The organism is Sphingomonas sp. PSPC2-2, from assembly GCF_049897725.1.
Taxonomy (GTDB): Bacteria; Pseudomonadota; Alphaproteobacteria; order Sphingomonadales; family Sphingomonadaceae; genus Sphingomonas.
This window is the reverse complement of sequence record NZ_JAFCWU010000001.1, coordinates 144,812-171,202: the sequence shown is the minus strand read 5'-3', so window position 1 is coordinate 171,202 and position 26,391 is coordinate 144,812. Positions and strand designations below refer to the sequence as shown.

Here is a 26,391-nt window from a genome sequence, read left to right as displayed (position 1 = left end):
CGCTATGGGTTGACCGGCACGCACGGACGCACTGCGCCGCAAGCCGCCGCCGCCGCCGCGCGCGAAGGGTAGGGCCCGACCAGCACGCGCGTCAGCGCGCCGCTCTTGACGTAGCTGACGCTCGCCCCGGCAAACCGCCCGCTGACTTGACCCCACAATTTGCGGGCATTGCCGGGATCGCCGAATGCGCCAAGCTGAACGTGCCAGCCGCCACGCCCGACCGCCGGGGCGGGAGCCGCTTCAGCCACTGCGGCGGCACGGGGCGGTACGCGCGGCTTTGTCGGCTTGGCGGCGGGCGGCGGGGCGAGCGCGACGATCTGGGGCCGGTTGCCGACGCTGGGATCATATTGCGACGGCGGCAAGTCGGTGGCGCGCATCGCGGTGCTGGTGCCCCGCCCGGAAATTTCGGGTGGAAGCTGCGGGCGTTGCGCCTCGGCTTCATATTGGCGGGCCAGCATCAGCCCCTGCTGGCGCTGCTCGGTCGGGATCAGCGTATCCATTTGCGCCTGCACTTCGGAAGCGCCCGGCGTGCTGGCGGCGGCGGAGCGCACCAATAGCGCATAGGCACGCGGCCAGTCCTTCGCGACGCTGTCGCCGTTGAACAGCATCGTCCCCAAAACCAGCTGTGCACGCGGCTCGCCGCGCTTCGCCGCCTTTTCGAGCCACGGCAGCGCTTCGGCGCGCTTTTTCTGGTCGAACAGCACCAGGCCATATTTCGCTTCCGCCTCGGCATGACCCTGCAACGCGGCCTTGCGGAACCAGCTTTCGGCCATCGGAATGTCGACCGGAACCCCGCGCCCGAGCGAATAGGCTTGGCCCAGGTTGAATTGCGCATCGGCATCGCCCGCAATGGCCGCGGGACGCCATTGGTCGACGGCTTTCTTATACTCGCCGCGGCTCCAGGCATCGACGCCCTCGCGCACATCCGCAACGGCGGGTGCCGCCACAGCACCGCCTGCGAGCAAGAGCCCGGCCATGCCGAGGATTAGCGCGTTGCGCATAACAATGGTCCCGTCCCGTTTCTTCAACCGATCATGCCCTGTAGCCGCATCATGGCAAAGATTTTGTTACCCACGCTCATCCTAAAGGGGGAGCAGGCCCCCCACCGTTAACCGTTCCTTGAGGGATGGCGTGGCAGGCATGGCTCTCGAATAGCGGGAGTGAAAGGGGCTCATGCGCGTCCTCGCGATGGCATCTCAAAAAGGCGGATCGGGCAAGACGACCTTGTCCGGGCATCTGGCCGTTCAGGCGCAGCTCTCCGGGGCTGGCCCGGTCGTCCTGATCGATATCGATCCGCAAGGGTCGCTGTCGGACTGGTGGAACGAGCGGCAAAGCGAATTTCCGGCCTTTGCGCAGACCACGGTCGCGCGGCTCGCCGCCGATCTGGAGGTGCTGCGCCAGCAGGGTTTCCGCCTGGCGATGATCGACACGCCACCCGCCATCACTATGGCGATCCAGAGCGTGATCGCGGTGGCCGAGCTGATCGTCATCCCCACACGCCCGAGCCCGCACGATCTGCGCGCGGTCGGGGCCACGGTCGATCTGTGCGAACGCGCGGGCAAGCCGCTGCTGTTCGTCGTCAATGGCGCGACACCCAAGGCGCGGATCACCTCCGAAGCGGCGGTCGCCTTGTCGCAGCACGGCACCGTCGCGCCGATCACGGTCCACCACCGCACCGATTTCGCGGCGTCGATGATCGACGGGCGCACGGTCATGGAGGTCGATGGCAACGGCAAATCGGCGCAGGAAATCCGCGATCTGTGGACCTATATTTCCGACCGCCTCGAAAAGAATTTCCGGCGCACCGTGTTCGCCGCCCCCAATGTCGCCAATGGTTTCGGGGCGCAGCGCCCTGCAGCGGGTGGTTTCGGCCGCCGGGTGGTGAGCTGACATGAACATGTTCGGCCAACAAAAACCGCTCGCTTCGCTGTCCTCGACGCTGCTCGCGCGCAAGGGCCAGGCCAAGCCCGCGATGCGCCCGCAGGGCTTTGGCGGGTTCGGCACGATGCCGGGCGCGCAGGATGATCTCGGCTGGAACGACATGGGCGGCGATCATCCGCCGGTGGTGGAGCCCGCGCCGGTCGTGGCGGCGGTCCCGCCGGCCCCGGTCCCTTCGGTTTTGATCCAGCGCGAGGTGCTGCGCGAAGAATTTGCCGCGCCCGAGCCGGTCGAACCCGCACGCCCGATCGCGATGAAGCCGGTATCGGTCGCCACCGCCAGCCGGATCGAACGCGAAACCAAGAAGAAGCACGGCAAGAGCCGCCCGAAATCGGCCTTCACGCTGCGGCTCGACCAGGATCGCCACCTGCGGCTGCGGCTGGCCAGCGCGCTGCATAATGCGTCGGCGCAAACGCTGGTGACCGAAGCGCTCGACCACTTCCTGCAATCCCTGCCCGAAGTCGAGGATCTGGTGCGCCAGCTCCCGACCCGGGCAAAGCGCTGACAACCCTGAAGGGGGAGATACGATGAAGACTCGGTCCGCCATCACTTTCGGTCCCCTGACATTGGGGGTCGCGCTCTGTCTCGCTGGCGGCACGCTTGCCGCCGTCACCACCGCGACGATCGCCGCAGCCAGCGCGCGCGAGCAATCGCGTGCGGAAAAGCAAGGGCGTGTGGAATTTGCGGCTGCGCAAGCCGCGCTCTCACATGGTAAATTCGACGTTGCGATTCGGCACGCCGAGGCGGCGGTTGGCGATCAGCCGCAGGTCGCGGCCTATCGCCTGTTGCTTGGCCAAAGCTACCTGAAGGGCGGCCGCTTTGCCTCGGCGCGCGATGTCTTCGCCGATGTGCTGTCGCTCGACGATAGCAACGGCAAGGTCGCGCTGAACCTGGCGCTCGCACAGATCGCGACGGGCGATTGGGCTGGCGCGCGCAAGACGCTCGACACCCATGCAGCGACGATCCCGGTTGCCGATCGCGGCCTCGCAATCGCGCTGGCAGGCGATCCGGCGACGGCGGTCGAAGTGCTGGAGCCCGCCGCCCGCGCGCCCGAGGCCGATGCCAAGATCCGCCAGAACTTCGCGCTGAGCCTGGCCCTTGCCGGGCGCTGGCGCGAGGCGCAGACGGTGGTGGCGATGGACGTCGCCCCCGCCGATGTCGCCAGACGCATCCTCGATTGGTCGAGCTTCTCGCGCCCGACTTCGGCGTCGGATCAGGTCGCGACCTTGCTTGGGGTGCGGCCCGCGGTCGATCCCGGCCTGCCGGTCGCGCTCGCTTTGAACGGCGGTCGTCCCGCAGCGACCGCAATGGCCGCAGCCGAGGCACCGGTCGATGCCTTCATGCCCGGCAAGGTTGAGGCCGCGTCCGCGCCAGCACCCACGCCCGCACCGGTCGCCGTCGCCGCAGCCGAGCCGGACGCGAAGCCCGTCATTGGGCCGAGCATCGCCGGTGTGGTGTTCGCCGAACGCAAGGAAGTCGTGCAGGCGCTGCCCGTGTCGGTCGCCGAGGCCCGCGCAAAGCGTGGCGCGATTGCACCGCGCGCGGCGGTTGCCGTCGCTTCGGCACCGCGCGCCGTCGCCAAGGGCAGCTTCTATGTCCAGCTTGGTGCCTATGAGACCGCAGGCGTGGCGCATGATGCCTGGGGCCGCGTCTCGCGCCGCTTTGCCGGTTTCGCCGGGCGCACGCCGCAGGGCATGAGCGTCACGACCAAGGGCAAGAGCTTCTATCGTCTGTCGGTCGGCGGCTTCGCGCGCGGCGATGCGGTGGCGCTGTGCCTGGGCTATCGCGCGACGGGCGGAAGCTGCTTCGTGCGCGCAGGCGCTGGCGACCAAGTTGCGATGTGGGCCAAGGGTCGCGAACTGGCGTCGCGCTAAGCCTTATGCGGGCAGGGGGAGCGCGGTGCCGCCCTTGAACACCCGCACCACCTTGCCCTGAACCGGCAACCCGTCGAACGGCGTGTTCCCGGCCTTGGCATGCAGGCGATTGCCATCGATTTGCCACGGGGCATGCGGATCGAGCACGAGCAGGTCGGCGGGTGCCCCGATGGCGAGCGTGCCGGTGGCCACGCCCAGGACGCGCGCGGGATTGGCGGCGAGCAAGGCGAACAGCCGCTCCATCGTAATGGTCCCGTCGCGCACCAGCCCCAATCCCAAGGCGAGCAGGGTCTCGGCACCCGCCATTCCCGATGCGGAATCCGCGAAGGGCAGGCGTTTTTCCTCGGGGCCATGCGGATCGTGGCCGGAACACAGCACATCGATCGTGCCATCGGCCAGCGCCGTCAGCGCCGCTTGCCGGTCGCTTTCCGACCGCAAGGGCGGCGACAGATGCGCGAAGGTACGGAAATCGGTCATCGCGATGTCGGACAGCATGAAATGGGCAGGCGTAATGCCGCAGGTGACGCGCACGCCGCGGCGCTTGGCCGCGCGGACCAGATCGAACCCGGCGGCGGTCGTGACTTGGCGGATGTGCAGCGCAGCGCCGGTTTCCTCGGCCAGCATCACGTCGCGGGCGATGGCCAGCGGCTCGGCAATGGCCGGGGCGGCGGGCAGGCCCATGCGCGTCGCGGTTTCGCCTGCGGTCGCCACCGTGCCCGCCGTCACGCCGCCATCTTCGGCATGGGTGATGACGGTCAGCCCGAGATCGCCAGCATAAGCCAGCACTTTGCGCATCACGCCCGAATCGGCGATCCAGCCTGCACCGGTGCCGACTGCGCGCGCACCCGCGTCGCGGTTGATTGCCATTTCGGCGAGGTCGGTGCCCGCGAGCCCGCGCGTTGCCGCGGCGATCGGGTGAATCCACAGCCCAGGCCGCCCAATCAGCGCGGCGCGCTGCACGATGCCGGGGTCGTCGAGCACGGGCGACTGATCGGGCATCAACCCGACCCGCACGATCCCACCGGCGTGAAAGGCGGGCAGGTCGATTGCGAACACGCCAAGATCGACGATCGCGGGGGCCAGCATCTGGCCACCACAGTCGATCGTCTCTGTTCCATCGGGCACTTCGATCAGGCCGGTGGCGACGATCGTATCGCCGTCGATCAGCACGCCACCCGCAGACACGCCCGCCACCGGGCAGACGAGCGTCGCGTTGAGCAGGGCCAGCGTCCGGCTCATGCCCAACCCGCCACGTCGCGCGACCGCCGCGTCAATACGTCCAGACAGGCCATGCGCACCGCGACCCCCATTTCGACCTGTTCGGTGATCGCCGAACGCGCGTGGTCGGCCACGACCGAGTCGATTTCGACGCCGCGGTTCATCGGGCCGGGATGCATCACCAGCGCGTCCGGCTTGGCGCGTGCGAGCCGCTTTTCGGTGAGGCCATAGCGCAAATGATATTCGCGGTTGGAAGGGACGAAGCCGCCATTCATCCGCTCATTCTGCAAGCGCAGCATCATCACGACATCGGCACCCTCCAGCGCTTCGTCGAAATCGGTAAAGGGCGTGACACCCATCCGCTCGATCGCGGCGGGCATCAGCGTGGTCGGCGCACACACGCGCACTTCGGCGGCCAGCGCAGTGAGTGCGAGGATATTCGAGCGCGCGACGCGGCTGTGCAGCACGTCGCCGCAAATCACCACGCGCTGCCCCGCGATCGATCCGCGCCGCCGCCGGATCGTCAGCGCATCGAGCAATGCTTGCGTCGGATGTTCGTGCTGCCCGTCGCCGGCATTGAGCACCGGGCAATCGACCTTGCCCGCGATCAGCCGCACCGCGCCCGAGGACATGTGGCGGATGACGATGACGTCGGCGCGCATCGCGTTGAGCGTCATCGCGGTGTCGATCAGCGTCTCGCCCTTTTTTACCGAACTTTGCGCCGCGTGCATGTTGACAACATCGGCCCCTAGGCGCTTGCCGGCGATTTCGAACGACAGCAGCGTGCGGGTCGAATTCTCGAAAAAGGCGTTGATCTGGGTCAGCCCGCCGAGTCGTTTGTCGCTGATCGCGCGCGTACGGTTCGCGGCGACCCAGCCATTGGCTTCGTCGAGCAAAAACACGATCTCATGGGGTTGCAAGCCCTCGATTCCGGTCAAGTGCCGGTGCGGGAACACGGCACGCCCGGGGATGAGCGAGGCGGGGCGGTGATCGGAGGGCTGCATCGAGAGTGCCGGGTAGCCGGGCATGCGTGCGGTGGCAAGGTGGGCCTTTCAATCCGTCGCGCAAATGATAATGTTTGATAATATTTCATTAGGATAGGAACGATACGCAGACGTAACGTCGGTTTGGATGCTGTGGCGGGGGATCGTATTGATTAAGCGTGCGGTTCTGACCGACGAGCATCGCGAACTCGACGCGTTGGCAAAGCGTATCCTGGCCGAGGTCGGGGGCGATGGCCCGAGCGTGGAGTTGTCGTCGCTGCGCTGGCGGCTCAATCGCGTGCTGACCAAGCACCTCGCGATGGAGGACCAACTCCTGTATCCGATTTTGCGCGCGAACCCGGCGACGGCTTCGCTGGCCGAGCAAGTGCTGGCCGAGGTTGGCGGCACCGCAAGCACCTATGCGGCCTATCATGCAGCTTGGCCGATCGAGCGCATCCAGCAGGATTGGGAGGCGTTTCGCGCCGCGACTCGCGATGTCATGACATTGCTGCGGCGGCGCATCCTGCGCGAAGAGCGCGACCTCTTTCCACGAGCCTCCTGGCCCGGGGCGGATAGCCGCTAAACCGCCACCAGCGCGTCAATCGCGCCTTGCAAAATATAGGCGGCTGCCATCTTGTCGACCAGTTCGGCGCGCTTGGCGCGGCTGGCGTCCTGTTCGATCAGCGTGCGCGTTACCGCGACGGTCGACCAGCGTTCGTCCTGCAGGAAGATCGGCAGCCCCAGGTCCGCCATGTTGCGGGCAAACGCGCGGCTCGATTGGCTGCGCGGGCTTTCGCTGCCGTCGGAGAGGTTGAGCGGCAGGCCGATGACGATGCCCTTCACTTGCTGCGCCGCGATCAGCTCGGCGAGCGCGATTTTGTCCTTCTGGAATTTGGTGCGGCGGATGAGCAAAGCGGGCGATGCGAAGCTCCAGCCGGCGTCGCACAAAGCGGTGCCGATCGTCTTGGTGCCGACATCGAGGCCGATCAGGCGGCCACCGGTGGGGAGGGCTGCGCGGAATTCGGTGCGGTCGGTGGTGATCATGCGCAGGTTCCGTTCGTGCTGAGCGCGTCGAAGCACAGCTCTCCGCACGCGACCGGTCCGCTTGCGGAGACGGGCCCTTCGACAGGCTCAGGGCGAGCGGGGTGGGGGGACGGCATCATTTCTTTTCGAACGCCGCCAGCCGCCGTGCCGCATCGGCGCGCACGTTCGCCCAGAACAGGCTGTAGTCATAAACGTGGTAATTGTTGCCGGGCAGGACATAGCCGCCAAGCGCGGGCGGGGTGCCGATCAGCAACAGGCCGCGCGCATCGCAGCGCGCGGGGACGCGTTTGGGCTCGATCGTCGCGCTGGCGAGATCGGGGGCGGGGAACAGCGTGCCGAGATTGGCGTCGGCAGGCGCGGCGGCATCGGGCGTGCCGGTCAACGGGTTGGTGCAGATCATCGGCGTGCCACGGCGCGGTTTGCCGTCGGTGCCGGTGCTGGCGGCATAGGCATCGAGGATCAGCGCGGGATCGGCGGGTTCGGCGAAGCTTTGCCACGATAGCAGGCATCCGGCCTGATCGGCGGTACGGCATTCAGGCAGGCCGAGCGCTGGCACGTCGATCGTGCGCGAGACCGGCCAGCCGATGAGATAGGCGGCGACAATGCGCCGGGCGAGCGGCTTGCCCGCGACCTTCTCGCGCAGCAGCCGCAGCAGGTGGAGTGCGCCCTGACTGTGCCCGGCGAGGATGATCGGGCGCGTCCCCGCCTGCGCGAGGAAGGCGTCGAAGGCGGTGGCAAGATCGCCATAAGCGAGGTTCAGCGCCTGGTTGGCGGCGGCTTGGGTCGTCAGGAATGCGCCGAATGTCGCCTGGCGATAGCGCGGTGCCCAGATCTGGCCGCTGGCGTTGAACGCGCTGGCCTGCGCGCGCAGGAACAGTTCGGCGCGGGCATTGGCCTCGGCATCGTCCAGCGGCGCATTCCACTGCGCACGGTTGAGGTAGGAAGTCGGGTGGATGAAGAACACCGCCGCCTTTTGGTCCTTGCCTGGGGTGTAGCCTGCGGGGGTCCACAAAGCGGGATTGCCGGGCTTGTCGGGTCGCGCGAGCCACATGTCGGCGCGGCCATAGGCAGCGGCGGGCTCTGGCGGCAGCGCGACGAAGGCGGCGCGCGGCACCATCGCCAATTTTATGAGATCGATGCCCCAGAGCGCATAGGCAAAGCCGGCCGCGATCACGAGCACGATCAGGACCGCAAAGGCATAAAGGAATTTGCGTGCCACGCGCGGGGTCAGCCTTTCTGGAGGAGCGATGCACTGGTCATGCGATTTCCGTGCAGCAGGACGACGGCGCTTGCAATCGCCTTGGCGCTGGCGTTCGGTCCCACCTGACTGTTGGGGAGCATGGCGATGGACCGATCGGGCGATTTCGAAGCGGATGCGGGATGGCGGTTGCGGCCGCTGATCTTGGCCATCGTCGGCGCGCTGGCCGCGCTGGTGGTGCAGCAATTGCTCGATCGCGGCGAGCCGGTTCGCTATCCCGCGATCGATCCCGAAAACTGGCGAATCGCGCTGGCGACGGCGGTTGGCACGGGCGCTGCGAGCTTCGGCTTCGCGCTGGAGCGGCAACGCGCGCCTTGGGCGGTGCTGTTCGGGCTGGTGGTCGGTGCTGTTGCCGGGCTGGTGTTCTACTGGAATGGCGGCGGCTGGGGGATGTGGCGGGACTGGCATAGCGCCAGCCTGTTCCTGTCGATCGCGATCGCGGTGCCCTTGTTCCAGACCGCGCGGAACGAGGCGGCGTGGCGATTTCCCTATGCCGATGTCCACGGCAATGCCTGGACCAATGTCGTCTTGTGGTGCGCGTGCTGGCTGTTCACCGGCGTCGTGTTCGGGCTCGCGTGGCTATTGTCATCGCTGTTCGATCTGATCGGACTGCATTTCCTGCGCGATCTGTTGCAGCATAGTTGGTTCAATGCGCTGCTGTTCGGCGCGAGTTTCGGGGCGTCGCTGGGGCTGCTGCGCGAGCGCGACGGGGTGCTGCGGCTGTTGCAGCGCGTGGTGACCTCGGTGCTGGCGGTGCTGGCGCCCGTGCTGGGGCTGGGGTTGCTGGTGTTTCTCCTCGCCTTGCCGTTCACCGGGCTGAATGCGCTGTGGGAGGCGACCAAATCAACCACGCCGATCCTGCTGAGTTGCGTCATCGGCGCGCTGATCCTCGCCAATGCGGTGATCGGCAATGGCGAGCAGGAGGAATTGCGCAATCCGGTGCTGCGCCCGGGCGCGATGGTGCTGGCGCTCGCGGTGCTGCCGCTGGCGGTGATAGCGGCGATCGCGACGGGGCTGCGGATCGACCAATATGGCCTGACGCCCGATCGGTTGTGGGCGGTGGTGTTCGTCGCCTTGGCGACGGCTTATGGTGTTGCCTATATCGTTGCACTGGCGCGCGGGCGGATGCGCTGGGGTGCGTGGGTACGGCCGAGCAACTTGCGGCTGGCGTTCGTCGTCGCGGGTGTCGGGCTGGTGCTGGCGACGCCGCTGCTGAGCTTCAATGCGCTGTCGACCGCCGATCAGGTTGCGCGGCTCGAATCCGGCAAGACCGCGCCTGAAAAGTTCGACTGGGCGGCGCTGGCGTTCGATTTCGGTGATCCCGGCAAAGCGGCGCTGAAGCGGCTGGCGGGATCGAAGAATGCGGTGATCGCGGCGCGCGCCAAGGGGGTTTCGGGCAAAGCCAATCGCTGGGACGTCGCGGCGATCGACCGCACGCAAACCGAGGCGGATCTGCTGGTGAAGCGGTTGCGCGTGCTGCCGGTGCCGGTGCCGGTGCCGCTGGCCTTGCGGACCAAGCTCACCGATTGGCAGGGGTGCGGTGCGGGTCGCGAGGATCGCTGCACCTTGCTTTATCGTCCCGCTGCCACCGAGGCGGTGTCGATAAAGCAAAGCTGCATCGACGATCTGGCACGGGAGCCGAAGGTAAAGGAAGAGAACGGCGCGATGTTCATGGCGACGGTTCCATCAGGCTGTGGGGTATCGCGCTATCGGCTGACCGGCGATACATGGCAGCGCATCGATGAAAACACCCAGCGCCCTCTCACGCCCGTCGAGCGCGCCGCGCTGAAAGCGGGGGACGCGGCGGGCAAGGTCGAGATTCGTTCGGTGCCCGCGCGTCGCGTCTTTGTCGGGGGCGTTCCGGTCGGCGATCCGTTCGAATAGGTTGCGTAAGGCTTGGGCGCTCTGCTAGCCGCGATCCATGCCAGTCGACATCGCCACCGTCCGCAAGATCGCGAGTCTTGCCCGTATCGCCATTACCGAGGAAGACGCCGCGCGCATCGCGCCCGAGCTCGACAACATCATGGGATGGATCGAGCAATTGGGCGAGGTGGATTGCACCGGTGTTCAACCGATGACTGCGGTCATCCCCAACCATCTGCGCCTGCGCGACGATGTCGTGAATGCCGATCCGCTGACCGGCGGCGGTATTCGTGACGCCGTGCTCGCCAATGCGCCCCAGGCCGAACACGGTTTCTTCACCGTGCCCAAGGTGATCGAATAATGACCGACCTTACCGATCTCGGCGTTGCCGCCATTCGTGACGGCGTGCGCGACGGCAGCTTTTCGGCACGCGAAGTGGCCGAGGGCTTCATCGCCAACGTCTCTGCCGCCACGGCGCTCAACGCCTTCCTCGTCGAAACCCCCGATCATGCGCTCGCCGCTGCCGACGCCGCCGATGCCGCACGTGCCGCTGGCGAAACGCTGAAGCCGCTGGCGGGCGTGCCGATCGGCATGAAGGATCTGTTCTGCACCAACGGCGTGCCGACCACCGCCGCCAGCCGCATTCTGGAGGGGTTCACCCCGCCTTATGAATCGACGGTCTCGGCCAATTTGTGGAAGGCAGGCGCCGGGATGTTGGGCAAGCTCAACCTCGACCAGTTCGCAATGGGATCGTCGAACGAGACCAGCGCGTTCGGCAACGTGATCTCGCCGTGGCGGCGCAACAATGGCGATACCGCGCCGCTCGCACCCGGTGGGTCTTCGGGCGGGTCTTCCTCGGCGATCGCGGCGCGGCTTTGCCCGGCGGCGACCGGCACCGATACCGGCGGATCGATCCGCCAGCCCGCCGCCTTTACCGGCATTTCGGGCATCAAGCCGACCTATGGCCGCTGCTCGCGCTGGGGGACGATCGCTTTCGCCTCCTCGCTCGATCAGGCCGGACCAATGGCGCGCGATGTGCGCGACTGCGCGATCATGCTCGAGGCGATGGCCGGATTCGATGCCAAGGACGCGACTTCGCTCGATTTGCCGGTGCCCAACTGGGAAGCCGGATTGTCGGGCGATCTCAAGGGCAAGCGCGTCGGTATTCCCAAGGAATATCGCGTCGATACCATGCCGCCCGAGATCGAGGCGCTGTGGCAGCAGGGCATTGAGTGGCTGAAGGATGCGGGCGCGGAGATCGTCGAAGTCTCGCTGCCGCACACCAAATATGCGCTGCCGGCTTATTACATCATCGCGCCGGCCGAAGCCTCGTCCAACCTCGCGCGCTATGACGGCGTGCGCTACGGCCTGCGCGATCTGCCCGAGGGGGCAGGCTTGCAGGACATGTATGCCGCGACCCGCGCCGCGGGCTTCGGTGACGAAGTGAAACGTCGGATCATGATCGGCACCTATGTATTGTCGGCAGGGTTTTACGATGCGTACTTCACACAGGCTTCGAAGGTCCGCACGCTGATCGCGCGCGATTTCGAGCAGGCCTGGGCCACGTGTGACGTGCTGCTGACCCCGACTGCGCCCTCGGCGGCATTCGCGCTGGGCGAAAAGTCGGCCGATCCGATCGCGATGTATTTGAACGACGTGTTCACCGTGCCGTCGTCGCTCGCCGGTTTGCCGGCGATGAGCGTGCCCGGCGGGCTGGACGGGCAGGGGCTGCCGCTCGGGCTTCAGATCATCGGCAAGGCGCTGGATGAGCAGAGCGTGCTCAACGCCGGCCTCGCGATCGAGCAACGCGCGGGCTTCACCGCGCGGGCGGAGCGTTGGTGGTGAGCGTCTCGGATGTCGTCGCAGAGTTTGTCGGGCGGCTGATCGAGTTTGCCGCGCCTGTGCGACAAAGTTCGCGTTCGAAAAGCATCCGCCAATCACCTCGAGACCGCCAGCGCCAGCGCGACGCACTCCGTCGCGAAGCCGAAGGGCTAAAATAATGACCGATACTAAATACACCATCCGCGGCGAAACCGGCGACTGGGAGGTCGTGGTCGGCCTCGAAGTCCATGCGCAGATCACCACCAATGCCAAGCTCTTCTCGGGCGCGGCGACGGCGTTTGGCGCGGAGCCCAACACGCAAGTGTCGCTGGTCGATGCGGCGATGCCGGGGATGCTGCCCGTGCCCAACCGCGAATGCATCCGCCAGGCGGTGCGCACCGGCATGGCGATCGAGGCGCAGATCAACCGCTGGTCGCGGTTCGACCGCAAGAACTATTTCTATGCCGATTTGCCGCAGGGCTATCAGATCAGTCAGCTCTACCACCCGCTGGTGGGCGAGGGCGCGATCGACATCAGCCTGGACGAAAAGAACCCCGACGCGCACGGCAAGCGCATCGGCGTCGAGCGCATCCATGTCGAGCAGGATGCCGGCAAATTGATGCACGATCAGCATCCGACCCGCTCCTATGTCGATCTCAACCGCTCGGGCGTGGCGCTGATGGAAATCGTGTCGAAGCCGGACATGACGTCTCCTGCAGAAGCAGGGGCTTATCTGCGAAAGTTGCGATCGATTCTGCGCTATGTCGGATCGTGCGACGGCAATATGGAAGAAGGCTCGATGCGCGCCGACGTCAATGTCAGCGTGCGCAAGCCGGGCGAGCCGCTGGGCACGCGGACCGAGACCAAGAACGTCAATTCGGTGCGCTTCGTGATGGCGGTGGTCGAGCAGGAAGCGCGCCGCCAGGTCGAGGTGCTGGAGGATGGCGGGCGCATCGTCCAGGAAACGCGGCTGTACGACCCCGATCGCAACGAGACGCGCTCGATGCGGTCGAAGGAAGATGCGCACGATTACCGCTATTTCCCCGACCCCGATCTGTTGCCGCTTGAGCTCGACGAGGCGTTCCTCGCCGAATGTCGTGCGTCGCTGCCCGAACTGCCCGACACCAAGCGGCGGCGCTATGAAGCGCTTGGCATTACGCCTTATGCAGCCGCAGTGCTGACGGCGGAGGTCGAGGCGGCGCGCTGGTTCGATGCGCTGCTCGATTGCGGTGCGGCACCGGTGGCGGCGGCGAACTGGACGACGTCGGAACTGTTCGGTGCGCTCAACCGCACCGGCAAGGATATTGAAAACGCGCCGGTCAGTCCGACCCAGGCGGCGGAACTGCTCGGCCTGATCGCCGATGGCACGCTGTCGAGCACGCTCGCCAAGCAGGTGTTCGAGATCATGCTCGAAACCGGGCAGGGCGCGGCGGCGGTGGTTGAAGAACATGGACTCAAGCAGACCAGCGACACCGGCGAAATCGAACGTGTCATCGCCGAAGTGATGGCGGCTAACGAAGACAAGGTTGCCGATTATCGCGGCGGCAAGGACAAATTGTTCGGCTTCTTCGTCGGCCAGACGATGAAGGCGATGGGCGGAAAGGCTAATCCGGGCGTGGTGAATGAAGTGCTGAAGAAGATGCTGGGATAGAATCTCAGGGTTTATTGCATTTTCGTTGCGGTGCGGCATCGAATAGTGGGTTGATCCGGCGCGCTTCCGGCGCTTAAGCTCGTCATATCGGACTCGGGGGCGAGTCCGATATGACGGGGGGAATCCATGTTGCTGCGATTGTGGGTGCCGATTCTGGCGTCCGTTTGCCTTGTCGCGAGTGGTTCGCCTGCGACGGCGCAGGAGAAATCGGGGATCAAGCCAGGCTTCGTCCTCCCGCAGAGGTCGGCGCGAATCCTGCTGATACGCCCGACGATCAAGGTCGGCGCGCAATCGACCGGCGGCATGTTCGAGCCGAACGCAGACTGGACCGCCCAGGCCAAGGAAAATCTGGCGGTGGCGCTCGCGGCCGCGCAGACCAAGCTGGGCAATGAGATCCTGATCGCGGACGAACCCATTGGTCCAGCCGCAACCACCATGGCCGATTATCGGGCCTTGTTCTCGGTGCTCGCGGATTCGGTGATCCGCTACCAGTTTTTCGTTGGTAATCGCCTGCCAACCAAGAAACGCAAAGACGCGTTCGAATGGACTATGGGCCCGGGGGTCGCTGATCTCGCCAAGGGGACGGGGGCCGATTATGCTTTGTTCCTGTTCAACGAAGATCAATATGGGTCGACCGGCCGCAAGATTTTGCAGGCGTTCGCGGCAATGGCCTATGTTTCGGTCAAGTCGGGAGAACATAAGGGTTTTGCCGGGCTGGTGGATCTTCACACCGGCGATTTGGTTTGGCTCAACGCGGATCTTGCCATGGGCGGCGACGTGCGCACGCCGGACGGCGCGCAAAAGCGCGTCTCGCAATTGTTGAAGAATTTTCCCGGAAGTTCACAGTCGGCCGCTCCGGCGTCGGCAGCCAAGTAAATGCGCGCCTTGTGGAAGGTGTTGGCAGCCATGGCGATCGTGGTTGCCGCGCCGCTCGCGGCGAAGGGCGACCCGTTGCCGACGCTTCCGCCCTATGCGGGTGCTTATCAGCCGCAGGGCATGGATGAGCGCGGCCTGTGGATGATGGTTGATGAAGACGAGCGGCTGCTGCGCGATTCGAAGGCGGTCGTGTCCGATCCCAAGCTGCAAAGCTATCTGCATGACGTGGTGTGTCGCGCGGTCGGGGCACCACGCTGCGACAGCGTGCGCATCTATGTCGTGCGCAACGCGGCCTTCAACGCGTCGATGGCTCCAAATGGCATGCTTGTGGTGCAAACCGGCCTGTTGCTGCGTGTCCGCAACGAGGCCGAACTGGCAGCTGTGCTGGGGCACGAATTCGCGCATTTCGAGTTGCGGCACAGCCTGGTGGGCTTCAAGCAAAAGCGCTCGGCCACTGATGTCATGGCGTGGGCCGGGGTCGCGGCAGCCGGCGCGTATACCTACGGTGGAACCGGTGCCTACAATACCGTGCGCACGGCGCAATCGGTACAAAACGCGGCTTTCGGATCGATCTTCGCGTTCAGCCGCGAGCAGGAGCGCCAGGCGGATTTGCTCTCGATGGCGTATTTGAAGGCGTCGTCCTACGATCCGCGCTGTTTCGCCGATCTCTGGGGCCGCGTGATGGACGAGGCCGACGCGACCGCGCGCGGGCGGCGGCAGCGCAGCACCCGGTACGACCGCGTCGCCTTTTTCGCGACGCACCCGGCAACCTTGGAGCGCGCCACTTATTTGCGCGAGCTTGCGATCGCCATGGACAAATCCGGCGAGGACGGCCGCGCACGGCTGGACGCGGCGATGGTCGCGTGGCGGCCGCAGTTGCTGGCGGATCAGATCAAGCTCAACGATTTTGAGGGTACCGATTATCTGTTGGGGGAACTCGCCGGGGCGCAGTGGACGGCCGACCTGCTGTTCGCGCGTGGGGAACTTTATCGGTCGCGCGGAAATCCGCGCGATCTCGTCTCCGCTGCCGGTTTTTACCGTGCCGCGCTGGAGCAGGAGCCGAGCAATGCCGACGCGTATCGCGGGCTCGGCCTGGCGCAAATGCGCAGCCGTGATCCGGCGGCGGCGGACTCGCTGCGGCGGTATCTGGCGATGAAGCCAAACGCTGTCGACAGCGCCATGATTTCCACCTTGATTCAGTGAGATGAAGAGCATGAAGCGCACCTCGTTTTCCATCTTCGCCGCGGCTCTGTTGCTGCACGCGGCCCCGGGCCTTGCATCCAACACGCTGATCCCGAGCGGTGTCCCAGTCGCCGTCGCGAAATCACCGCTGACGGTGACGCCTGACCGCGAATGGAACAAGATGGGTGCTCGACCGGGGCGCAATTCGGAAACCTGGACGATTGACGGGGACGGACTGAACGATGTGACCTTTTACGGCGGCATCGAAACCGGCCGCACGCTGTTCCGCGAAGTCAGCAAGAAGGCCAAGCCGCTGCCGCATTTCTCCGCGACGATGTTGCTGACCGACCTGCCGACGCTGTTTGCCGATAGCTACAGCATCGCGCTCGACACGCAGCTTATGACGATCGACTCGGTCGAACCGACCGCGTTTCTGGGCCAGAAAGGGATTCGCTTTGCCTTTACGTTCAGTCGTTTGAACGAGGAAGTTCGCCGGAAGGGCGAAGCGGTGGCAGCGATCGTCGATGGCAAGCTCTACATGATCACCTTCGAAGCGCCGGACGTGTTCTATTTCCAGCGTGACCAACCGGCCTATCGCGCGATCGTCACCGCGGCGACGATCGCGCGATAGCTGGACCGGGCGTTACTGCCCGTCATCCCCCTGATTCTTCACCACGCCGCCAGTGCCGCCAACGCCATCGGGCATCCCGGCGGAGGTGAACGCATCGGGTTCCTTGCCGCCTTCGCCGCGCTCGACGGCATCCTTGCGGGCTTCGACTTCCTGCTGGAGGTCGCTACGCGGATCGGTGTTGTCGCGGGGATCGTCGAGCGGGCCCTTGTTGATCTCGTCGTTCATGCGAAATCCCCCGTCAGGCCGGTGTCGGTCGGCTGGAACGGCTCGTCGCCCGGCGTTGCGTCGGGAGCGGGGAAGTCCACGTCGGGCGTCGGGCTCGGCAATTCGGTGGGCACCGGATCGGGTTGGCCGGGCTGGCTCGGGAACGGGGGCAATTCGGTCGGGGGCGTGGTTGCCATGATGATTCTCCTCGATGCTGAACAACGCGCGAGCATCGTCGGCGGTTGCGCAATATAAAGCCAGTCTGTTTGCGCGCTTGCCCCCGGCCATAGGGCTGGTATAGACGCGCCCCACACCGGCGGTGTCCCATGCGGGCGTGGCGGAACTGGTAGACGCAGCAGGTTTAGGTCCTGCCATCGCAAGATGTGGGGGTTCGAGTCCCTTCGCCCGCACCAGGCCGCCCGTGGCAAACGGGCGGTAGCCATCAGAAATTCCTGTAAAAGGCACGACTTGAGTATGCAAACTGTCGAGACGTTGAACGAGGGGCTGAAGCGCGCCTACACGCTGAAGATCACCGCGAAGGACATCGATTCGCGTGTGGACGCCGAACTGAAGCGCGTTGCGCCGACGGTGCGCATGCCCGGCTTCCGCCCCGGCAAGGTTCCCGCGAACCTGGTGCGCAAGATGCACGGCGAGGCGCTGATGCAGGACGCGCTCAACACCTCGATCCAGCAGGGCATTCAGGAACTGATCGCCGAGCACAAGCTGCGCCCCGCGCTGCAGCCCTCGGTCAGCCTCGATGACGGCTATGAGCTCGGCAAGGATGCCGATGTGAAGGTCGAGCTCGAAGTGCTCCCCGACGTGCCGACGCCTGCGATCGACAATCTGAAGCTCGAGCGCCTGACCGTTCCCGCAGACGAGGCCGTCGTGCAGGAGCAACTGCAGAAGTTCGCCGACCAGCAGAAGCGCTGGGAAGAGGCCGATGCCGCTTATGAAGCCAAGACCGGCGATCTGGTCGTGCTCGATTTCGTCGGCAAGGTCGACGGCGTAGCGTTCGAGGGTGGCACTGGCGAGGACATGTCGGTCGAAATCGGCTCGGGTCGCCTGATCCCCGGTTTCGAGGAGCAGGTCGTCGGCGTGAAGGCTGGCGACGAGCGCCAGATCAACGTGACGTTCCCCGAGGATTACCAGGCCAAGGAACTGGCCGGCAAGGCCGCGACCTTCGATCTGACGGTCAAGACCGTGAAGACCGCAGGCGAGACCAAGATCGACGACGAGCTCGCCACCTCGCTTGGCCTGCAGAGCCTCGATCAGCTCACCGGTCTGCTGAAGGGCCAGATCGAGCAGGAACTGAACGGCCTGACGCGCACCCACATGAAGCGCAAGCTGCTCGACCAGCTTGCCGAAGGCCATGATTTCGAAGTGCCGCCGTCGATGGTGGAAGCCGAATTCGAGCAGATCTGGCAGCAGCTCCAGCACGAAGCGACGCATGAGGAAGATCCGGCAGCAGCACTGGCCGAGATGGAATCCGAGCGGGACGATTACCGCAAGATCGCCGAGCGTCGCGTTCGCCTGGGCCTGTTGCTGAGCGAAATCGGCCAGGCCAATGGCGTCGAAGTCAGCCAGCAGGAAATGAACCGCCTGATCGCACAGGCTGCACAGCAATACGGCCCCGAGGATCGCAAGCGCTTCCTGCAATATATCCAGCAGGAGCCGATGGCCGCAGCCCAGCTCCGCGCCCCGCTGTACGAGGACAAGGTCGTCGACTTCCTGTTCGAGAAGGCCGAAGTCAGCGATCGCGAAGTGACGCGCGCCGAGCTGGAAGCCGCGATCGAGAGCGAAGAAGGCTTCTCGACCGGCACGCACAGCCACGATCACGAAAACCACAAGCCCAAGGCAACCAAGAAGGCGGCGGCCAAGAAGGCCAAGGCTTCGGCAGACGATGCCAAGGAAATGGAAGCGGCTGATATCGAACCGGCTGCACCCGGCGATGAGCTGGTCGAAGCTGAGCCGGTGAAGAAGGCTGCTACCAAGAAGGCACCCGTCAAGAAGGCCGCGGTGGCCGAGCCAGCCGCTGACGCAGCAGCCGAAGCGGCACCGGCCCCTGCCAAGAAGGCTCCGGCGAAGAAGAAGGCTGCTGCTGCCGACACAGCGGAATAAGCCTTCATCGCAGCACGAAAATCCGTCACCCCCGGGGCTTGCCTCGGGGGTGATCTCGTTTCGGCGGGAATCGATTTGCGCGAGCGACGGAGCGCTTGTGTCAAATGACACAAAGGGGGTCGAACCGATCGCCATTCGTCCCTATGGCAGAGCCATGATCACGCGCATCGCCATCCTGCTGCCCTGTTATAATGAGAGCGCCGCCATTGCGCAGACGGTGGCCGGGTTCCGCGCCGCACTGCCGGACGCTGCGATCTACGTTTACGATAACAACAGTTCCGACGACACCGTGGCGGTGGCGCGCGCCGCGGGCGCGATCGTGCGGACCGAGCGGATGCAGGGCAAGGGCAACGTCGTCCGCCGCATGTTCGCCGATGTCGATGCCGATATCTATGTGATGGCCGATGGCGACGCGACCTATGACGCGACCGTCGCGCCCGCTTTGGTGCAGCGCTTGCTCGACGAACAGCTCGACATGGTCGTCGGCAGCCGGGTGACGCAGGTCACCGCCGCCTATCGTCGCGGCCATGTGCTCGGCAACAAGGCGATGACCGGGTTGCTCGCGCAATTGTTCGGACGCAGTTTTACCGACATTTTCTCAGGGTATCGCGTGTTCTCACGGCGTTTCGTGAAGAGTTTCCCGGTGTTGTCCTCGGGTTTCGAGATCGAGACCGAGATCAGCGTCCATGCGCTCGAACTCAAGATGCCGGTGGGGGAGATCGAAACGCCCTATTTCGCGCGGCCCGAGGGCTCCGAATCGAAGCTCAGCACCTATCGCGACGGTTTTCGCATCGCGCGCACGATCGTGACGCTGTACCGGATCGAGCGGCCTCTCCTGTTCTTCGGCGTGATCGCGGGCCTCTTGTTTGCCGCCGCATTGGCGTTCGGCATCCCGTTGGTCATCACCTATATGCACACCCATCTGGTGCCGCGCTTGCCGACGGCGGTGATGGCGACCGGGCTGACGATTCTCGCCGCGCTCAACGTGTTTACCGGGTTGATCCTCGATACCGTGGTGCGCGGTCGGCGCGAGGTGCGGCGACTGGCGTATCTGGCGCACCGTGCGCCGGGCGGCGACGATCGTCGTGCCGATCAAGGTGCCATCGCAGGCGGGGCTTGAACTCGTTTCCGCCAGCGCCGATGTATGCGGTTCGAATTTCCGTTCTTCTCGGGGCATAAGGACTAAAAGGCTCATCATGCGCAATCCGTTCGACACCGGCGACTTTCTGGCTCCCATTCAAGACGGCCTCGTGCCGATCGTGGTGGAGCAATCGAACCGCGGCGAGCGTTCGTTCGACATCTATTCGCGGTTGTTGCGCGAGCGGATCATCTTCGTAACGGGCGGCGTCGAGGATCATATGGCGGCGGTCATCACCGCGCAGCTGCTGTTCCTCGAATCGGAAAATCCGAAGAAGGACATCTTCATGTACATCAACTCGCCGGGCGGTGTCGTCACGGCGGGCATGGCGATCCATGACACGATGCAGTACATCCGCCCGCGCGTCGGCACCGTGTGCATCGGCCAGGCCGCATCAATGGGCAGCTTCCTGCTTGCCGCCGGTGAGCCGGGGATGCGCGTCGCGTTGACCAACGCCCGTATCATGATCCATCAGCCTTCGGGCGGTGCGCAGGGCATGGCATCGGATATCCAGATCCAGGCCAAGGAAATCCAACGCATCAAGAACCGGATGAACTCGCTCTACGCGCAGTACACCGGCAAGCCGATCGAGGAGATTGAGCGCGCGATGGACCGTGACACGTTCCTCGAGGCGCATGAGGCCAAGGACTTCGGTCTGGTCGATCAGGTGTTCGACAAGCGTCCGGCGCTGCCCGACGATTCGAGCACGCCACCGGCTTTGACTTCGGCTTGAGGTAGACTTTAGGTGGCGGGGCTTCGAAAAGGCGTCCCGCTACCGTATTCATACGGCAATTTTGGTGATTGTCGGATTGCGCGGGGTCAGTCTAGGATAGGCACCCCGCATATGTGCGCCCATTGGTGGTGCCAAGGATGGTTTGAATGACGAAGCTCAGCGGCGGCGACTCGAAGAGCACGCTTTATTGCTCCTTCTGCGGGAAGTCGCAGCATGAGGTGCGCAAGCTGATTGCGGGCCCAACCGTATTCATCTGCGATGAATGCGTCGAATTGTGCAACGACATCATCCGCGAGGAGACGAAGTCCGCGCTCGTGTCCAAGAAGGATGGCGGCGTGCCCACGCCGCAGGAAATCTGCGACGTACTCGATGATTATGTGATCGGCCAGAAGCGCGCCAAGCGCGTGCTGTCGGTGGCGGTGCACAACCATTACAAGCGCCTCAACCACGGCCAGAAGGGTGCCGATGTCGAGCTCGCCAAGTCCAACATCCTGCTCGTCGGCCCGACCGGTTGCGGCAAGACGTTGCTGGCGCAGACGCTGGCGCGCATCCTCGACGTGCCGTTCACCATGGCCGATGCGACGACGCTGACCGAAGCGGGTTACGTTGGCGAGGATGTCGAGAACATCATCCTCAAGCTGCTCCAGGCGTCCGACTATAATGTCGAGCGGGCGCAGCGCGGCATCGTCTACATCGACGAAATCGACAAGATCAGCCGCAAGGCCGAGAACCCGTCGATCACGCGCGACGTGTCGGGCGAGGGCGTGCAGCAGGCATTGCTCAAGCTGATGGAAGGCACCACTGCCAGCGTTCCGCCGCAGGGTGGCCGCAAGCATCCGCAGCAGGAGTTCCTGCAGGTCGACACGACCAACATCCTGTTCATCTGCGGCGGCGCGTTCAGCGGCCTTGAAAAGATCATCGGGGACCGTCTGCAGGGCAAGTCGATCGGCTTCGGTGCCTATGTCGCGTCCCCTGAGGAACGCCGCACTGGCGAGACGCTCAAGTCGGTCGAGCCCGAGGATCTGCTGAAGTTCGGCCTGATCCCCGAATTCGTCGGCCGCTTGCCGGTGATCGCGACGCTCGAGGATCTCGACGTGCCCGCGCTCGTCACCATCCTGACCGAGCCGAAGAACGCGCTGGTCAAACAGTATCAGAAGCTGTTCGACATGGAGGCGGTCAAGCTCGGCTTCACCGACGATGCGCTGGTGCAGGTCGCCAAGAAGGCGATCGACCGCAAGACCGGCGCGCGCGGCCTGCGATCGATCCTCGAGGGCATCTTGCTCGACACCATGTTCGATCTGCCCGGCATGGACGGCGTCGACGAGGTGATGATCGACAAGGACGTGATCGACGGCCGCAAGGAACCGATCCGCGTCTATGCCAAGAAAGAAAAGGCCGGGGCGGGGGCTGCTTGACCCTCGCGCCGCGTTCCACCCCGATCGGTGTCGCTGACGACGCCGATCGGGGACGGATCGCGGCGATGCTGGCCCGTGCCTTCGCCGACGATCCGGCGATGGCGTATATTTTCCCCGATCCCGCCGACCGCGCGCTCCGGCTGCCGCGGCTTTTCGCGTTGCTGTTCGATGCGGATGCGCAGGCCGGTCTGCGGCTGGTGGCAGGGGGCGGCGCAGCCGCCACGCTGTGGCGCGCGCCCGGCTTGGGCAAGACGTCGCTGCTCGATTTGCTGTTGCACGTCTGGCCGCTGTGGCGGGCTTTGGGCGGGGCGATCGGTCGGGCGCTGACGGTGTCGAGCGCGATCGATGCGCATCTCCCCTCCGACGATGTCTGGTATCTGCATATCGCCGGGTGCGACCCGGCGGCACAGGGGCGCGGCCTCGGTCGTGCAGTGGTTCAGGCCGGGCTCGATCGGATCGCGGGGGACGGTCGACCAGTTTACCTCGAAACCGCCAACGAGCGGAATTTGGGCTTCTACGCTACCCTCGGCTTCGTTGTGACCGAGGCGTGGCACGTCCCGAAGGGCGGCCCGGCGTTCTGGTCGATGCTCCGCAGCTGATCGGGCGGAACCGCGCGTCCGTCGCGTCGTTTACCATCCGTTAACCTTTGGCGTTTACCGATTGTTAACGCGCTGCAAGGCCCATCACGCATCGACATCCTGGAGAACGACCGCAATGCGTTTCGTATCGACGCCCCTTGTTCTCACGTCGCTGATTGCCCTTGGGGCGAGCGTGTCGAGCTGCACCGCCGGAACAGCACGGCCCCACGCGACATCGCACGTTGCCGCCACGCCGACCGGATGGGCCGGTTCGGTGACAGCCGAAGATCGCAGTCGGCTCGACGCGCTGCCGACGACATGGGTGCGCGCACGCGCTGCGGTGCCGGTCCGCCTCAAGGCCAAGCTCGATGCGGAGGGCCCTTTGGTCCAGCCCGGAGCCGCGCTGGATTTGCCCGCGCTGCCGCCGGGCCCTTATTATTGCCGTCTCGTCCGCCTTGGCGGAGCGCACGGCCTGGACACCTACAAGCCCGATTTCTGCACGGTCGACGGGACGACGCACGCGCTGTCCTTCACCAAGCAGAGCGGCACCAGTCTGCCCGGCGGCTGGCTGTTTCCCGATACCGACAAGCGACAGGTCTTCCTCGGCACCTTCCGCCCGGCCCATGCTGACAGCGCGCCACCCTATAGCGTCAATCCCGCGCAGGACGTGGCGGGCGTGGTCGAGCGTGTCGCGCCGTTCCGCTGGCGGCTGGTGCTGACGCGCGCGGGGAAGGGGGCCTTGCTCGATATCTACGAACTGGTGCCGGTGACGCCGGTCGTGCGGGGGGCAGTGCCCGCCATTCCCGGCTGAGCCGCGTCAGAACAGGCCGGGAATAAAGCGCTTCACCCGCGCGGCATAGGCGTCGTAATCGGAGAAGGTCGCGCGCAGGACGCTTTCCTCGTGCCGCACGCGCATGGCGGTGCCGAGCGCGAACAAGGGCGCGCCGGCGATCAGGTTGAGCGTGTGGCCGTAAGCGATCGCCATCGCCAGCGTGAACAGCGCCATCGCCACATAGATCGGGTTGCGGACATGCGCGAACGGGCCCGATTGCACCAGGTGCCCGTCGCTGCGGGTGCGCGCGACCAAGGCCCAGTTGCGGCCCATCGCGCGCGACGACGAATCGAACAGCCACACCGCCCCGAGGATCAGCACCAGCACGATCGCCCCTTCGAGCAGCGCTGTGGTGGAGGCGGGATCGAGGCTGACCCGGATCGGGCCAAATCCGACCATGCCGATCCCTATCCCCTGCGCCACGATCCCCCGAATCGATGCATTGCTGCGCCGCGCATCGGAGCTCTTCGGGCTTTTGACGCCACGCGCGCGGGCGCGGAGCAGCGACACCACAAACACGCCCATGCCAACGCCGAGCGCGATCAAGCCGGGAAGTCCAACAGGATCGGTCGGAAATCGCATCATAGCCTCCAGATCGACGCTGTGTTATTCAAATAACACGCGTCCGTCAATTGGTGGGGCGCGGCCGCCGCGCCTGCGCATCGCGCCATGCCTGATATTGCTCGATCGCGACCGAGCGCCGCAGCAGCTTGGCCTTGGGGTCGATCACCACATGCGCGCGTTTCGGCACAAGCAGGCTGCCCACGCCCCCCGCCATCGGCAACTTCACGATCCGGCCATCGATCTGCACCTCGACCGGCATCGGGAACACCCGTCCGCCCGGTGCCTGCCAGCGCAGCGCGAGGCGCGTTGCGCTGCGCGTCTCGATCAGATCGGGCAGGGCGGCTTCGCGCAGATAGACGTCGAAAAACCAGCCATAATCCTTGCCGGTCACGCGCCGCACGAAGCGTTCATATTCGAGCGTGGAACCGTAGCGCGGGGCGAAATTGCCCGGCCGCGGATCGATCCGCCCGTACACCGCCAGCCGTGTGACATCGCGAAACGCGCGGTCGCCGATCAGCGTGCGGAGCGTGTGGAGCATCCACGCGCCCTTGTAATAGATGTCCTGGCCCGGGCCGCCTTTGTCGACCTCGTACACCTCTTCCTCGGTGCGCACCTTGCCAGAGATGATCGGGCGGAGGTTGGCGATCTTGCCGCGTTCGTCCGCCAGCATCGTCGCATAGCGCGCCTCGCCCTCGCGCCAGCGGCCGTAGAGCGGCTGCATGTAGGTGCCATAGCCCTCGTGCAGCCAGTAATCGTCCCAATTGGCCGCAGTCAGCTGATTGCCGAAATATTCATGGGCGAATTCGTGCTGGAACAACCAGTCGAAGCCCTCGGGGGCCTTGGCATAGTCGTTGCCGTAGGCGTTGATCGTCTGATGCTCCATGCCCTTGTGCGGGGTCTCGACCACGCCGAGCTTCTCGTCACCGAACGGGTAGGGGCCGACCTCGCTTTCGAAAAAATCGAGCGTCGAGGCAAACTCAGCGAAGAGCGCGCGGGCCTTGGCCTCCTCGCCCGGCAAATACCAGTAGAACATCGGGATGCTGTTCCCGTAGCGGCTCTTATAAACGCCGGAAATTTCCTCATACGGCCCGACATTGAGCGCGATGCCATAGGTGTTGGGGTGCTTGATCCGCCAGTTCCACACCGTCCGCCCGTCGGCCAGCGTATCCACCCCCAGCAATTTGCCATTGGACGGGGCCTTCAATCCCTTGGGCACGGTGATGTGGAGCGTGACGACGCCCGGCTCGCCCGTCGGGAAATCGAGGCACGGCCAAAACAGATCGCAGCCATAGCCCTCGGCGGTGGTGGCGAACCACGGCGCACCGCCGGGCGTGGTCGCCCACACCATGCCGCTATCCCACGGGGCCTTGACCGCGACATGCGGCTGCCCACCATAGCTGATGCGCGCGGTGACATGGCCACCTTTGGCGACGCGCTGCGGGAGCGTGATGACGAGCCGCCCTTCGGGGTTGCTCCACGCGCCGGGCGCGAGCGCCGCGCCATCGATGGCAATGGCATCGACCGGCAAATTGCGGTCCAGGTCGATCGCAAGGCGGTCGAGCGCGGCCTTTGCGGTGAAACTGAGCGTCGCCACGCCGCGCAGCGTCTCTGTTTCGGGCAACACCTCGAAGGACAGATCGGCGGCATCGAAGCCCAATTTGGCCTGATCGGGATCGATCACCCCGCCCGAGCGCGCGGTCTGCGCTGTGATGGCGGGCTCGCCTTTCTTGGGCAGGGTGGTGGCACCGGTCAGCGCGAGGCAGCCACAAGCAAAAGCGAGTCTGGAAGCGATCATGAAGGGTCTAGCTCTACGGAAAAATCGGTGATGGTCATGCGCAGGACGGGGCGACCGTTCTGCAGGATCGTGGTGGTGCGGGGAAAGCGGATTCCTAGTGCGGATACGGTTCCCGTAAACAGCAGGTGTTGATGCACGAGCGGCGGGTTCGGCGGCGGCCCAGCAAGGGTGTAGTCGGCCGAGGCGATCCGCCCGTCCGGGGCGAGCGTCAGTGCGATCGGCGGATACCCGTCGCGGATCGCCGTAATGCCGCGCCGCCCGCTTGGTGACAGCGACGCCGGGGCAAGCAGCAAATAGCTGTACGCCGCCAGCTTCTGCCGCTCGAAATAGGCCTGCGGCTGGGGCAGGCTGGTCTGTGCGCCGTTATGGACCAGAAACGCACTGTCGCGTTCCACCATGATGGTCTGCGTGGCGCTGCGCCCTTCGCTCGTCAGCCAGGTGTCGGAACGCGCGCGCGCAAAGGGTTCGATTCGGGTTTCGACCATCAGGTCGACCGGCGTCCGGCCGATCATCATGCGGGCAGTACCGCTCCACGCGATCACGCGTACACGCGACAAAAGTGCTTGCCCGCCCGCCGCTGCCAGGGCGTGGGCGATGGGGTCGAGCGGGTGTTTCGCGCTGGCCGGGAACGCGGCGATGGCCGCTGCACCACCCAAAATCGTTCGACGATTGATG

Annotated in this window: 27 protein-coding genes and 1 tRNA gene; 18 read left to right on the top strand and 10 right to left on the bottom strand. The window is 65.3% G+C overall.

Annotated features, from left to right (window positions below; translation table 11 throughout):
- Window positions 1–2 precede the first annotated feature (2 nt).
- Window positions 3–1,001: an SPOR domain-containing protein gene (locus ACP7BY_RS00845; protein ID WP_137902582.1), complete on the bottom strand. Its 999-nt coding sequence runs from the start codon at window positions 999–1,001 to the stop codon at window positions 3–5.
- Between the two features lie 172 nt (window positions 1,002–1,173).
- Between ACP7BY_RS00845 and ACP7BY_RS00840 the strand changes: the two genes are divergently transcribed.
- The 3 genes from ACP7BY_RS00840 to ACP7BY_RS00830 are packed head-to-tail and all read left to right on the top strand — an operon-like array spanning window position 1,174 to window position 3,812.
- A complete protein-coding gene (locus ACP7BY_RS00840; protein WP_010403240.1) occupies window positions 1,174–1,890 on the top strand; it encodes a ParA family protein in 717 nt (238 codons plus the stop codon).
- Window position 1,891: 1 nt separating this feature from the next.
- Window positions 1,892–2,443 carry a hypothetical protein gene (locus ACP7BY_RS00835; protein WP_126845715.1) on the top strand — a complete coding sequence of 184 codons (552 nt, stop codon included), beginning with the start codon at window positions 1,892–1,894 and terminating at the stop codon, window positions 2,441–2,443.
- Window positions 2,444–2,465: 22 nt separating this feature from the next.
- A complete protein-coding gene (locus ACP7BY_RS00830; RefSeq protein ID WP_126845714.1) occupies window positions 2,466–3,812 on the top strand; it encodes an SPOR domain-containing protein in 1,347 nt (448 codons plus the stop codon).
- 3 nt (window positions 3,813–3,815) lie between these two features.
- Here the strand turns inward: ACP7BY_RS00830 and ACP7BY_RS00825 are convergent, their stop codons facing one another.
- Both ACP7BY_RS00825 and ACP7BY_RS00820 read right to left on the bottom strand, forming a co-directional pair.
- Window positions 3,816–5,051, bottom strand: coding sequence for a dihydroorotase (locus ACP7BY_RS00825; RefSeq protein ID WP_137902583.1), 1,236 nt, complete (start codon window positions 5,049–5,051; stop codon window positions 3,816–3,818).
- A complete protein-coding gene (locus ACP7BY_RS00820; protein WP_033964114.1) occupies window positions 5,048–6,034 on the bottom strand; it encodes an aspartate carbamoyltransferase catalytic subunit in 987 nt (328 codons plus the stop codon). The genes ACP7BY_RS00825 and ACP7BY_RS00820 overlap by 4 nt, the downstream gene beginning before the upstream one ends.
- A 148-nt stretch (window positions 6,035–6,182) precedes the next feature.
- Here ACP7BY_RS00820 and ACP7BY_RS00815 point away from each other — a divergent pair, with 148 nt between their 5' ends.
- Window positions 6,183–6,596 (top strand): hemerythrin domain-containing protein, encoded by a 414-nt coding sequence (locus ACP7BY_RS00815; RefSeq protein WP_171010478.1) that lies wholly within the window; start codon window positions 6,183–6,185, stop codon window positions 6,594–6,596.
- On the opposite strand, the gene ruvX is transcribed toward ACP7BY_RS00815, so the two are convergent.
- Together ruvX and ACP7BY_RS00805 are read right to left on the bottom strand one after the other, a co-directional pair.
- The gene (ruvX, locus tag ACP7BY_RS00810; RefSeq protein WP_033964111.1) at window positions 6,593–7,057 is read right to left on the bottom strand and encodes a Holliday junction resolvase RuvX; all 465 of its coding nucleotides are present in this window, start codon (window positions 7,055–7,057) and stop codon (window positions 6,593–6,595) included. The two genes, ACP7BY_RS00815 and ruvX, sit on opposite strands and share 4 nt — an antisense overlap.
- A 115-nt stretch (window positions 7,058–7,172) precedes the next feature.
- Window positions 7,173–8,276, bottom strand: coding sequence for a DUF3089 domain-containing protein (locus tag ACP7BY_RS00805; protein ID WP_033964109.1), 1,104 nt, complete (start codon window positions 8,274–8,276; stop codon window positions 7,173–7,175).
- Between the two features lie 126 nt (window positions 8,277–8,402).
- Here ACP7BY_RS00805 and ACP7BY_RS00800 point away from each other — a divergent pair, with 126 nt between their 5' ends.
- The 7 genes from ACP7BY_RS00800 to ACP7BY_RS00770 all read left to right on the top strand — a co-directional run bounded on the left by ACP7BY_RS00800 (window position 8,403) and on the right by ACP7BY_RS00770 (window position 16,339).
- Window positions 8,403–10,199, top strand: a complete 1,797-nt coding sequence (locus ACP7BY_RS00800; protein ID WP_137902584.1) for a DUF4153 domain-containing protein — start codon at window positions 8,403–8,405, stop codon at window positions 10,197–10,199.
- A 37-nt stretch (window positions 10,200–10,236) separates the two neighbouring features.
- Window positions 10,237–10,539, top strand: a complete 303-nt coding sequence (gene gatC / locus ACP7BY_RS00795; RefSeq protein WP_010403225.1) for an Asp-tRNA(Asn)/Glu-tRNA(Gln) amidotransferase subunit GatC — start codon at window positions 10,237–10,239, stop codon at window positions 10,537–10,539.
- A complete protein-coding gene (gene gatA, locus ACP7BY_RS00790; protein ID WP_137902585.1) occupies window positions 10,539–12,023 on the top strand; it encodes an Asp-tRNA(Asn)/Glu-tRNA(Gln) amidotransferase subunit GatA in 1,485 nt (494 codons plus the stop codon). The genes gatC and gatA overlap by 1 nt, the downstream gene beginning before the upstream one ends.
- A 154-nt stretch (window positions 12,024–12,177) precedes the next feature.
- On the top strand, window positions 12,178–13,650 hold the full coding sequence (gatB, locus tag ACP7BY_RS00785; RefSeq protein ID WP_033964108.1) for an Asp-tRNA(Asn)/Glu-tRNA(Gln) amidotransferase subunit GatB: 1,473 nt from the start codon (window positions 12,178–12,180) through the stop codon (window positions 13,648–13,650).
- Between the two features lie 126 nt (window positions 13,651–13,776).
- A complete protein-coding gene (locus ACP7BY_RS00780) occupies window positions 13,777–14,526 on the top strand; it encodes a hypothetical protein (protein ID WP_033964107.1) in 750 nt (249 codons plus the stop codon).
- A gap of 30 nt (window positions 14,527–14,556) precedes the next feature.
- Window positions 14,557–15,729, top strand: a complete 1,173-nt coding sequence (locus ACP7BY_RS00775) for a M48 family metallopeptidase (protein WP_310303495.1) — start codon at window positions 14,557–14,559, stop codon at window positions 15,727–15,729.
- Between the two features lie 10 nt (window positions 15,730–15,739).
- Window positions 15,740–16,339, top strand: a complete 600-nt coding sequence (locus ACP7BY_RS00770) for a hypothetical protein (protein WP_137902587.1) — start codon at window positions 15,740–15,742, stop codon at window positions 16,337–16,339.
- 12 nt (window positions 16,340–16,351) lie between these two features.
- On the opposite strand, the gene ACP7BY_RS00765 is transcribed toward ACP7BY_RS00770, so the two are convergent.
- Window positions 16,352–16,564 (bottom strand): hypothetical protein, encoded by a 213-nt coding sequence (locus ACP7BY_RS00765; protein WP_126845702.1) that lies wholly within the window; start codon window positions 16,562–16,564, stop codon window positions 16,352–16,354.
- Window positions 16,561–16,740 carry a hypothetical protein gene (locus ACP7BY_RS00760; RefSeq protein ID WP_081988636.1) on the bottom strand — a complete coding sequence of 60 codons (180 nt, stop codon included), beginning with the start codon at window positions 16,738–16,740 and terminating at the stop codon, window positions 16,561–16,563. Before ACP7BY_RS00760 ends, ACP7BY_RS00765 begins: the two co-directional genes overlap by 4 nt.
- A 131-nt stretch (window positions 16,741–16,871) precedes the next feature.
- Between ACP7BY_RS00760 and ACP7BY_RS00755 the strand changes: the two genes are divergently transcribed.
- The 7 genes from ACP7BY_RS00755 (at window position 16,872) to ACP7BY_RS00725 (ending at window position 23,336) form a co-directional block, all read left to right on the top strand.
- A tRNA-Leu gene (locus tag ACP7BY_RS00755) sits at window positions 16,872–16,956 on the top strand.
- 61 nt (window positions 16,957–17,017) lie between these two features.
- Window positions 17,018–18,661: a trigger factor gene (gene tig / locus ACP7BY_RS00750; protein WP_033964104.1), complete on the top strand. Its 1,644-nt coding sequence runs from the start codon at window positions 17,018–17,020 to the stop codon at window positions 18,659–18,661.
- A gap of 154 nt (window positions 18,662–18,815) precedes the next feature.
- Window positions 18,816–19,781 (top strand): glycosyltransferase family 2 protein, encoded by a 966-nt coding sequence (locus tag ACP7BY_RS00745; protein ID WP_137902609.1) that lies wholly within the window; start codon window positions 18,816–18,818, stop codon window positions 19,779–19,781.
- Window positions 19,782–19,857: 76 nt separating this feature from the next.
- Window positions 19,858–20,532 (top strand): ATP-dependent Clp protease proteolytic subunit, encoded by a 675-nt coding sequence (locus ACP7BY_RS00740; protein WP_010403211.1) that lies wholly within the window; start codon window positions 19,858–19,860, stop codon window positions 20,530–20,532.
- Window positions 20,533–20,678: 146 nt separating this feature from the next.
- On the top strand, window positions 20,679–21,947 hold the full coding sequence (gene clpX / locus ACP7BY_RS00735; protein WP_010403209.1) for an ATP-dependent Clp protease ATP-binding subunit ClpX: 1,269 nt from the start codon (window positions 20,679–20,681) through the stop codon (window positions 21,945–21,947).
- Window positions 21,944–22,546: a GNAT family N-acetyltransferase gene (locus ACP7BY_RS00730; protein ID WP_137902588.1), complete on the top strand. Its 603-nt coding sequence runs from the start codon at window positions 21,944–21,946 to the stop codon at window positions 22,544–22,546. Before clpX ends, ACP7BY_RS00730 begins: the two co-directional genes overlap by 4 nt.
- 115 nt (window positions 22,547–22,661) lie before the next feature.
- Window positions 22,662–23,336: a DUF4893 domain-containing protein gene (locus tag ACP7BY_RS00725; RefSeq protein ID WP_033964103.1), complete on the top strand. Its 675-nt coding sequence runs from the start codon at window positions 22,662–22,664 to the stop codon at window positions 23,334–23,336.
- 6 nt (window positions 23,337–23,342) lie between these two features.
- Here ACP7BY_RS00725 and ACP7BY_RS00720 read toward each other — a convergent pair whose 3' ends face one another.
- Genes ACP7BY_RS00720 through ACP7BY_RS00710 form a run of 3 tightly spaced genes read right to left on the bottom strand, consistent with a single transcriptional unit; the run spans window position 23,343 to window position 26,273 of the window.
- Window positions 23,343–23,942, bottom strand: a complete 600-nt coding sequence (locus ACP7BY_RS00720; protein ID WP_249340818.1) for a methyltransferase family protein — start codon at window positions 23,940–23,942, stop codon at window positions 23,343–23,345.
- Window positions 23,943–23,985: 43 nt separating this feature from the next.
- Complete coding sequence (locus ACP7BY_RS00715; protein ID WP_137902589.1) at window positions 23,986–25,716, bottom strand: M1 family metallopeptidase; 1,731 nt, start codon at window positions 25,714–25,716, stop codon at window positions 23,986–23,988.
- Window positions 25,713–26,273 (bottom strand): hypothetical protein, encoded by a 561-nt coding sequence (locus ACP7BY_RS00710; RefSeq protein ID WP_249340819.1) that lies wholly within the window; start codon window positions 26,271–26,273, stop codon window positions 25,713–25,715. Before ACP7BY_RS00710 ends, ACP7BY_RS00715 begins: the two co-directional genes overlap by 4 nt.
- Window positions 26,274–26,391: the final 118 nt, after the last annotated feature.

Bases quoted from the DNA above. Each gene is read 5' to 3' on its own strand.
- ACP7BY_RS00765 (WP_126845702.1), bottom strand. From the start codon at position 16,564: ATGAACGACGAGATCAACAAGGGCCCGCTCGACGATCCCCGCGACAAC.
- gatC (WP_010403225.1), top strand. From the start codon at position 10,237: ATGCCAGTCGACATCGCCACCGTCCGCAAGATCGCGAGTCTTGCCCGT.
- ACP7BY_RS00825 (WP_137902583.1), bottom strand. From the start codon at position 5,051: ATGAGCCGGACGCTGGCCCTGCTCAACGCGACGCTCGTCTGCCCGGTG.
- ruvX (WP_033964111.1), bottom strand. From the start codon at position 7,057: ATGATCACCACCGACCGCACCGAATTCCGCGCAGCCCTCCCCACCGGT.
- ACP7BY_RS00760 (WP_081988636.1), bottom strand. From the start codon at position 16,740: ATGGCAACCACGCCCCCGACCGAATTGCCCCCGTTCCCGAGCCAGCCC.
- ACP7BY_RS00780 (WP_033964107.1), top strand. From the start codon at position 13,777: ATGTTGCTGCGATTGTGGGTGCCGATTCTGGCGTCCGTTTGCCTTGTC.
- ACP7BY_RS00845 (WP_137902582.1), bottom strand. From the start codon at position 1,001: ATGCGCAACGCGCTAATCCTCGGCATGGCCGGGCTCTTGCTCGCAGGC.
- ACP7BY_RS00725 (WP_033964103.1), top strand. From the start codon at position 22,662: ATGCGTTTCGTATCGACGCCCCTTGTTCTCACGTCGCTGATTGCCCTT.
- ACP7BY_RS00745 (WP_137902609.1), top strand. From the start codon at position 18,816: ATGATCACGCGCATCGCCATCCTGCTGCCCTGTTATAATGAGAGCGCC.
- ACP7BY_RS00840 (WP_010403240.1), top strand. From the start codon at position 1,174: ATGCGCGTCCTCGCGATGGCATCTCAAAAAGGCGGATCGGGCAAGACG.
- ACP7BY_RS00830 (WP_126845714.1), top strand. From the start codon at position 2,466: ATGAAGACTCGGTCCGCCATCACTTTCGGTCCCCTGACATTGGGGGTC.
- tig (WP_033964104.1), top strand. From the start codon at position 17,018: ATGCAAACTGTCGAGACGTTGAACGAGGGGCTGAAGCGCGCCTACACG.
- ACP7BY_RS00740 (WP_010403211.1), top strand. From the start codon at position 19,858: ATGCGCAATCCGTTCGACACCGGCGACTTTCTGGCTCCCATTCAAGAC.
- ACP7BY_RS00770 (WP_137902587.1), top strand. From the start codon at position 15,740: ATGAAGCGCACCTCGTTTTCCATCTTCGCCGCGGCTCTGTTGCTGCAC.
- ACP7BY_RS00720 (WP_249340818.1), bottom strand. From the start codon at position 23,942: ATGATGCGATTTCCGACCGATCCTGTTGGACTTCCCGGCTTGATCGCG.
- gatB (WP_033964108.1), top strand. From the start codon at position 12,178: ATGACCGATACTAAATACACCATCCGCGGCGAAACCGGCGACTGGGAG.
- ACP7BY_RS00775 (WP_310303495.1), top strand. From the start codon at position 14,557: ATGGCGATCGTGGTTGCCGCGCCGCTCGCGGCGAAGGGCGACCCGTTG.
- ACP7BY_RS00835 (WP_126845715.1), top strand. From the start codon at position 1,892: ATGAACATGTTCGGCCAACAAAAACCGCTCGCTTCGCTGTCCTCGACG.
- gatA (WP_137902585.1), top strand. From the start codon at position 10,539: ATGACCGACCTTACCGATCTCGGCGTTGCCGCCATTCGTGACGGCGTG.
- ACP7BY_RS00800 (WP_137902584.1), top strand. From the start codon at position 8,403: ATGGACCGATCGGGCGATTTCGAAGCGGATGCGGGATGGCGGTTGCGG.
- ACP7BY_RS00715 (WP_137902589.1), bottom strand. From the start codon at position 25,716: ATGATCGCTTCCAGACTCGCTTTTGCTTGTGGCTGCCTCGCGCTGACC.
- ACP7BY_RS00820 (WP_033964114.1), bottom strand. From the start codon at position 6,034: ATGCAGCCCTCCGATCACCGCCCCGCCTCGCTCATCCCCGGGCGTGCC.
- clpX (WP_010403209.1), top strand. From the start codon at position 20,679: ATGACGAAGCTCAGCGGCGGCGACTCGAAGAGCACGCTTTATTGCTCC.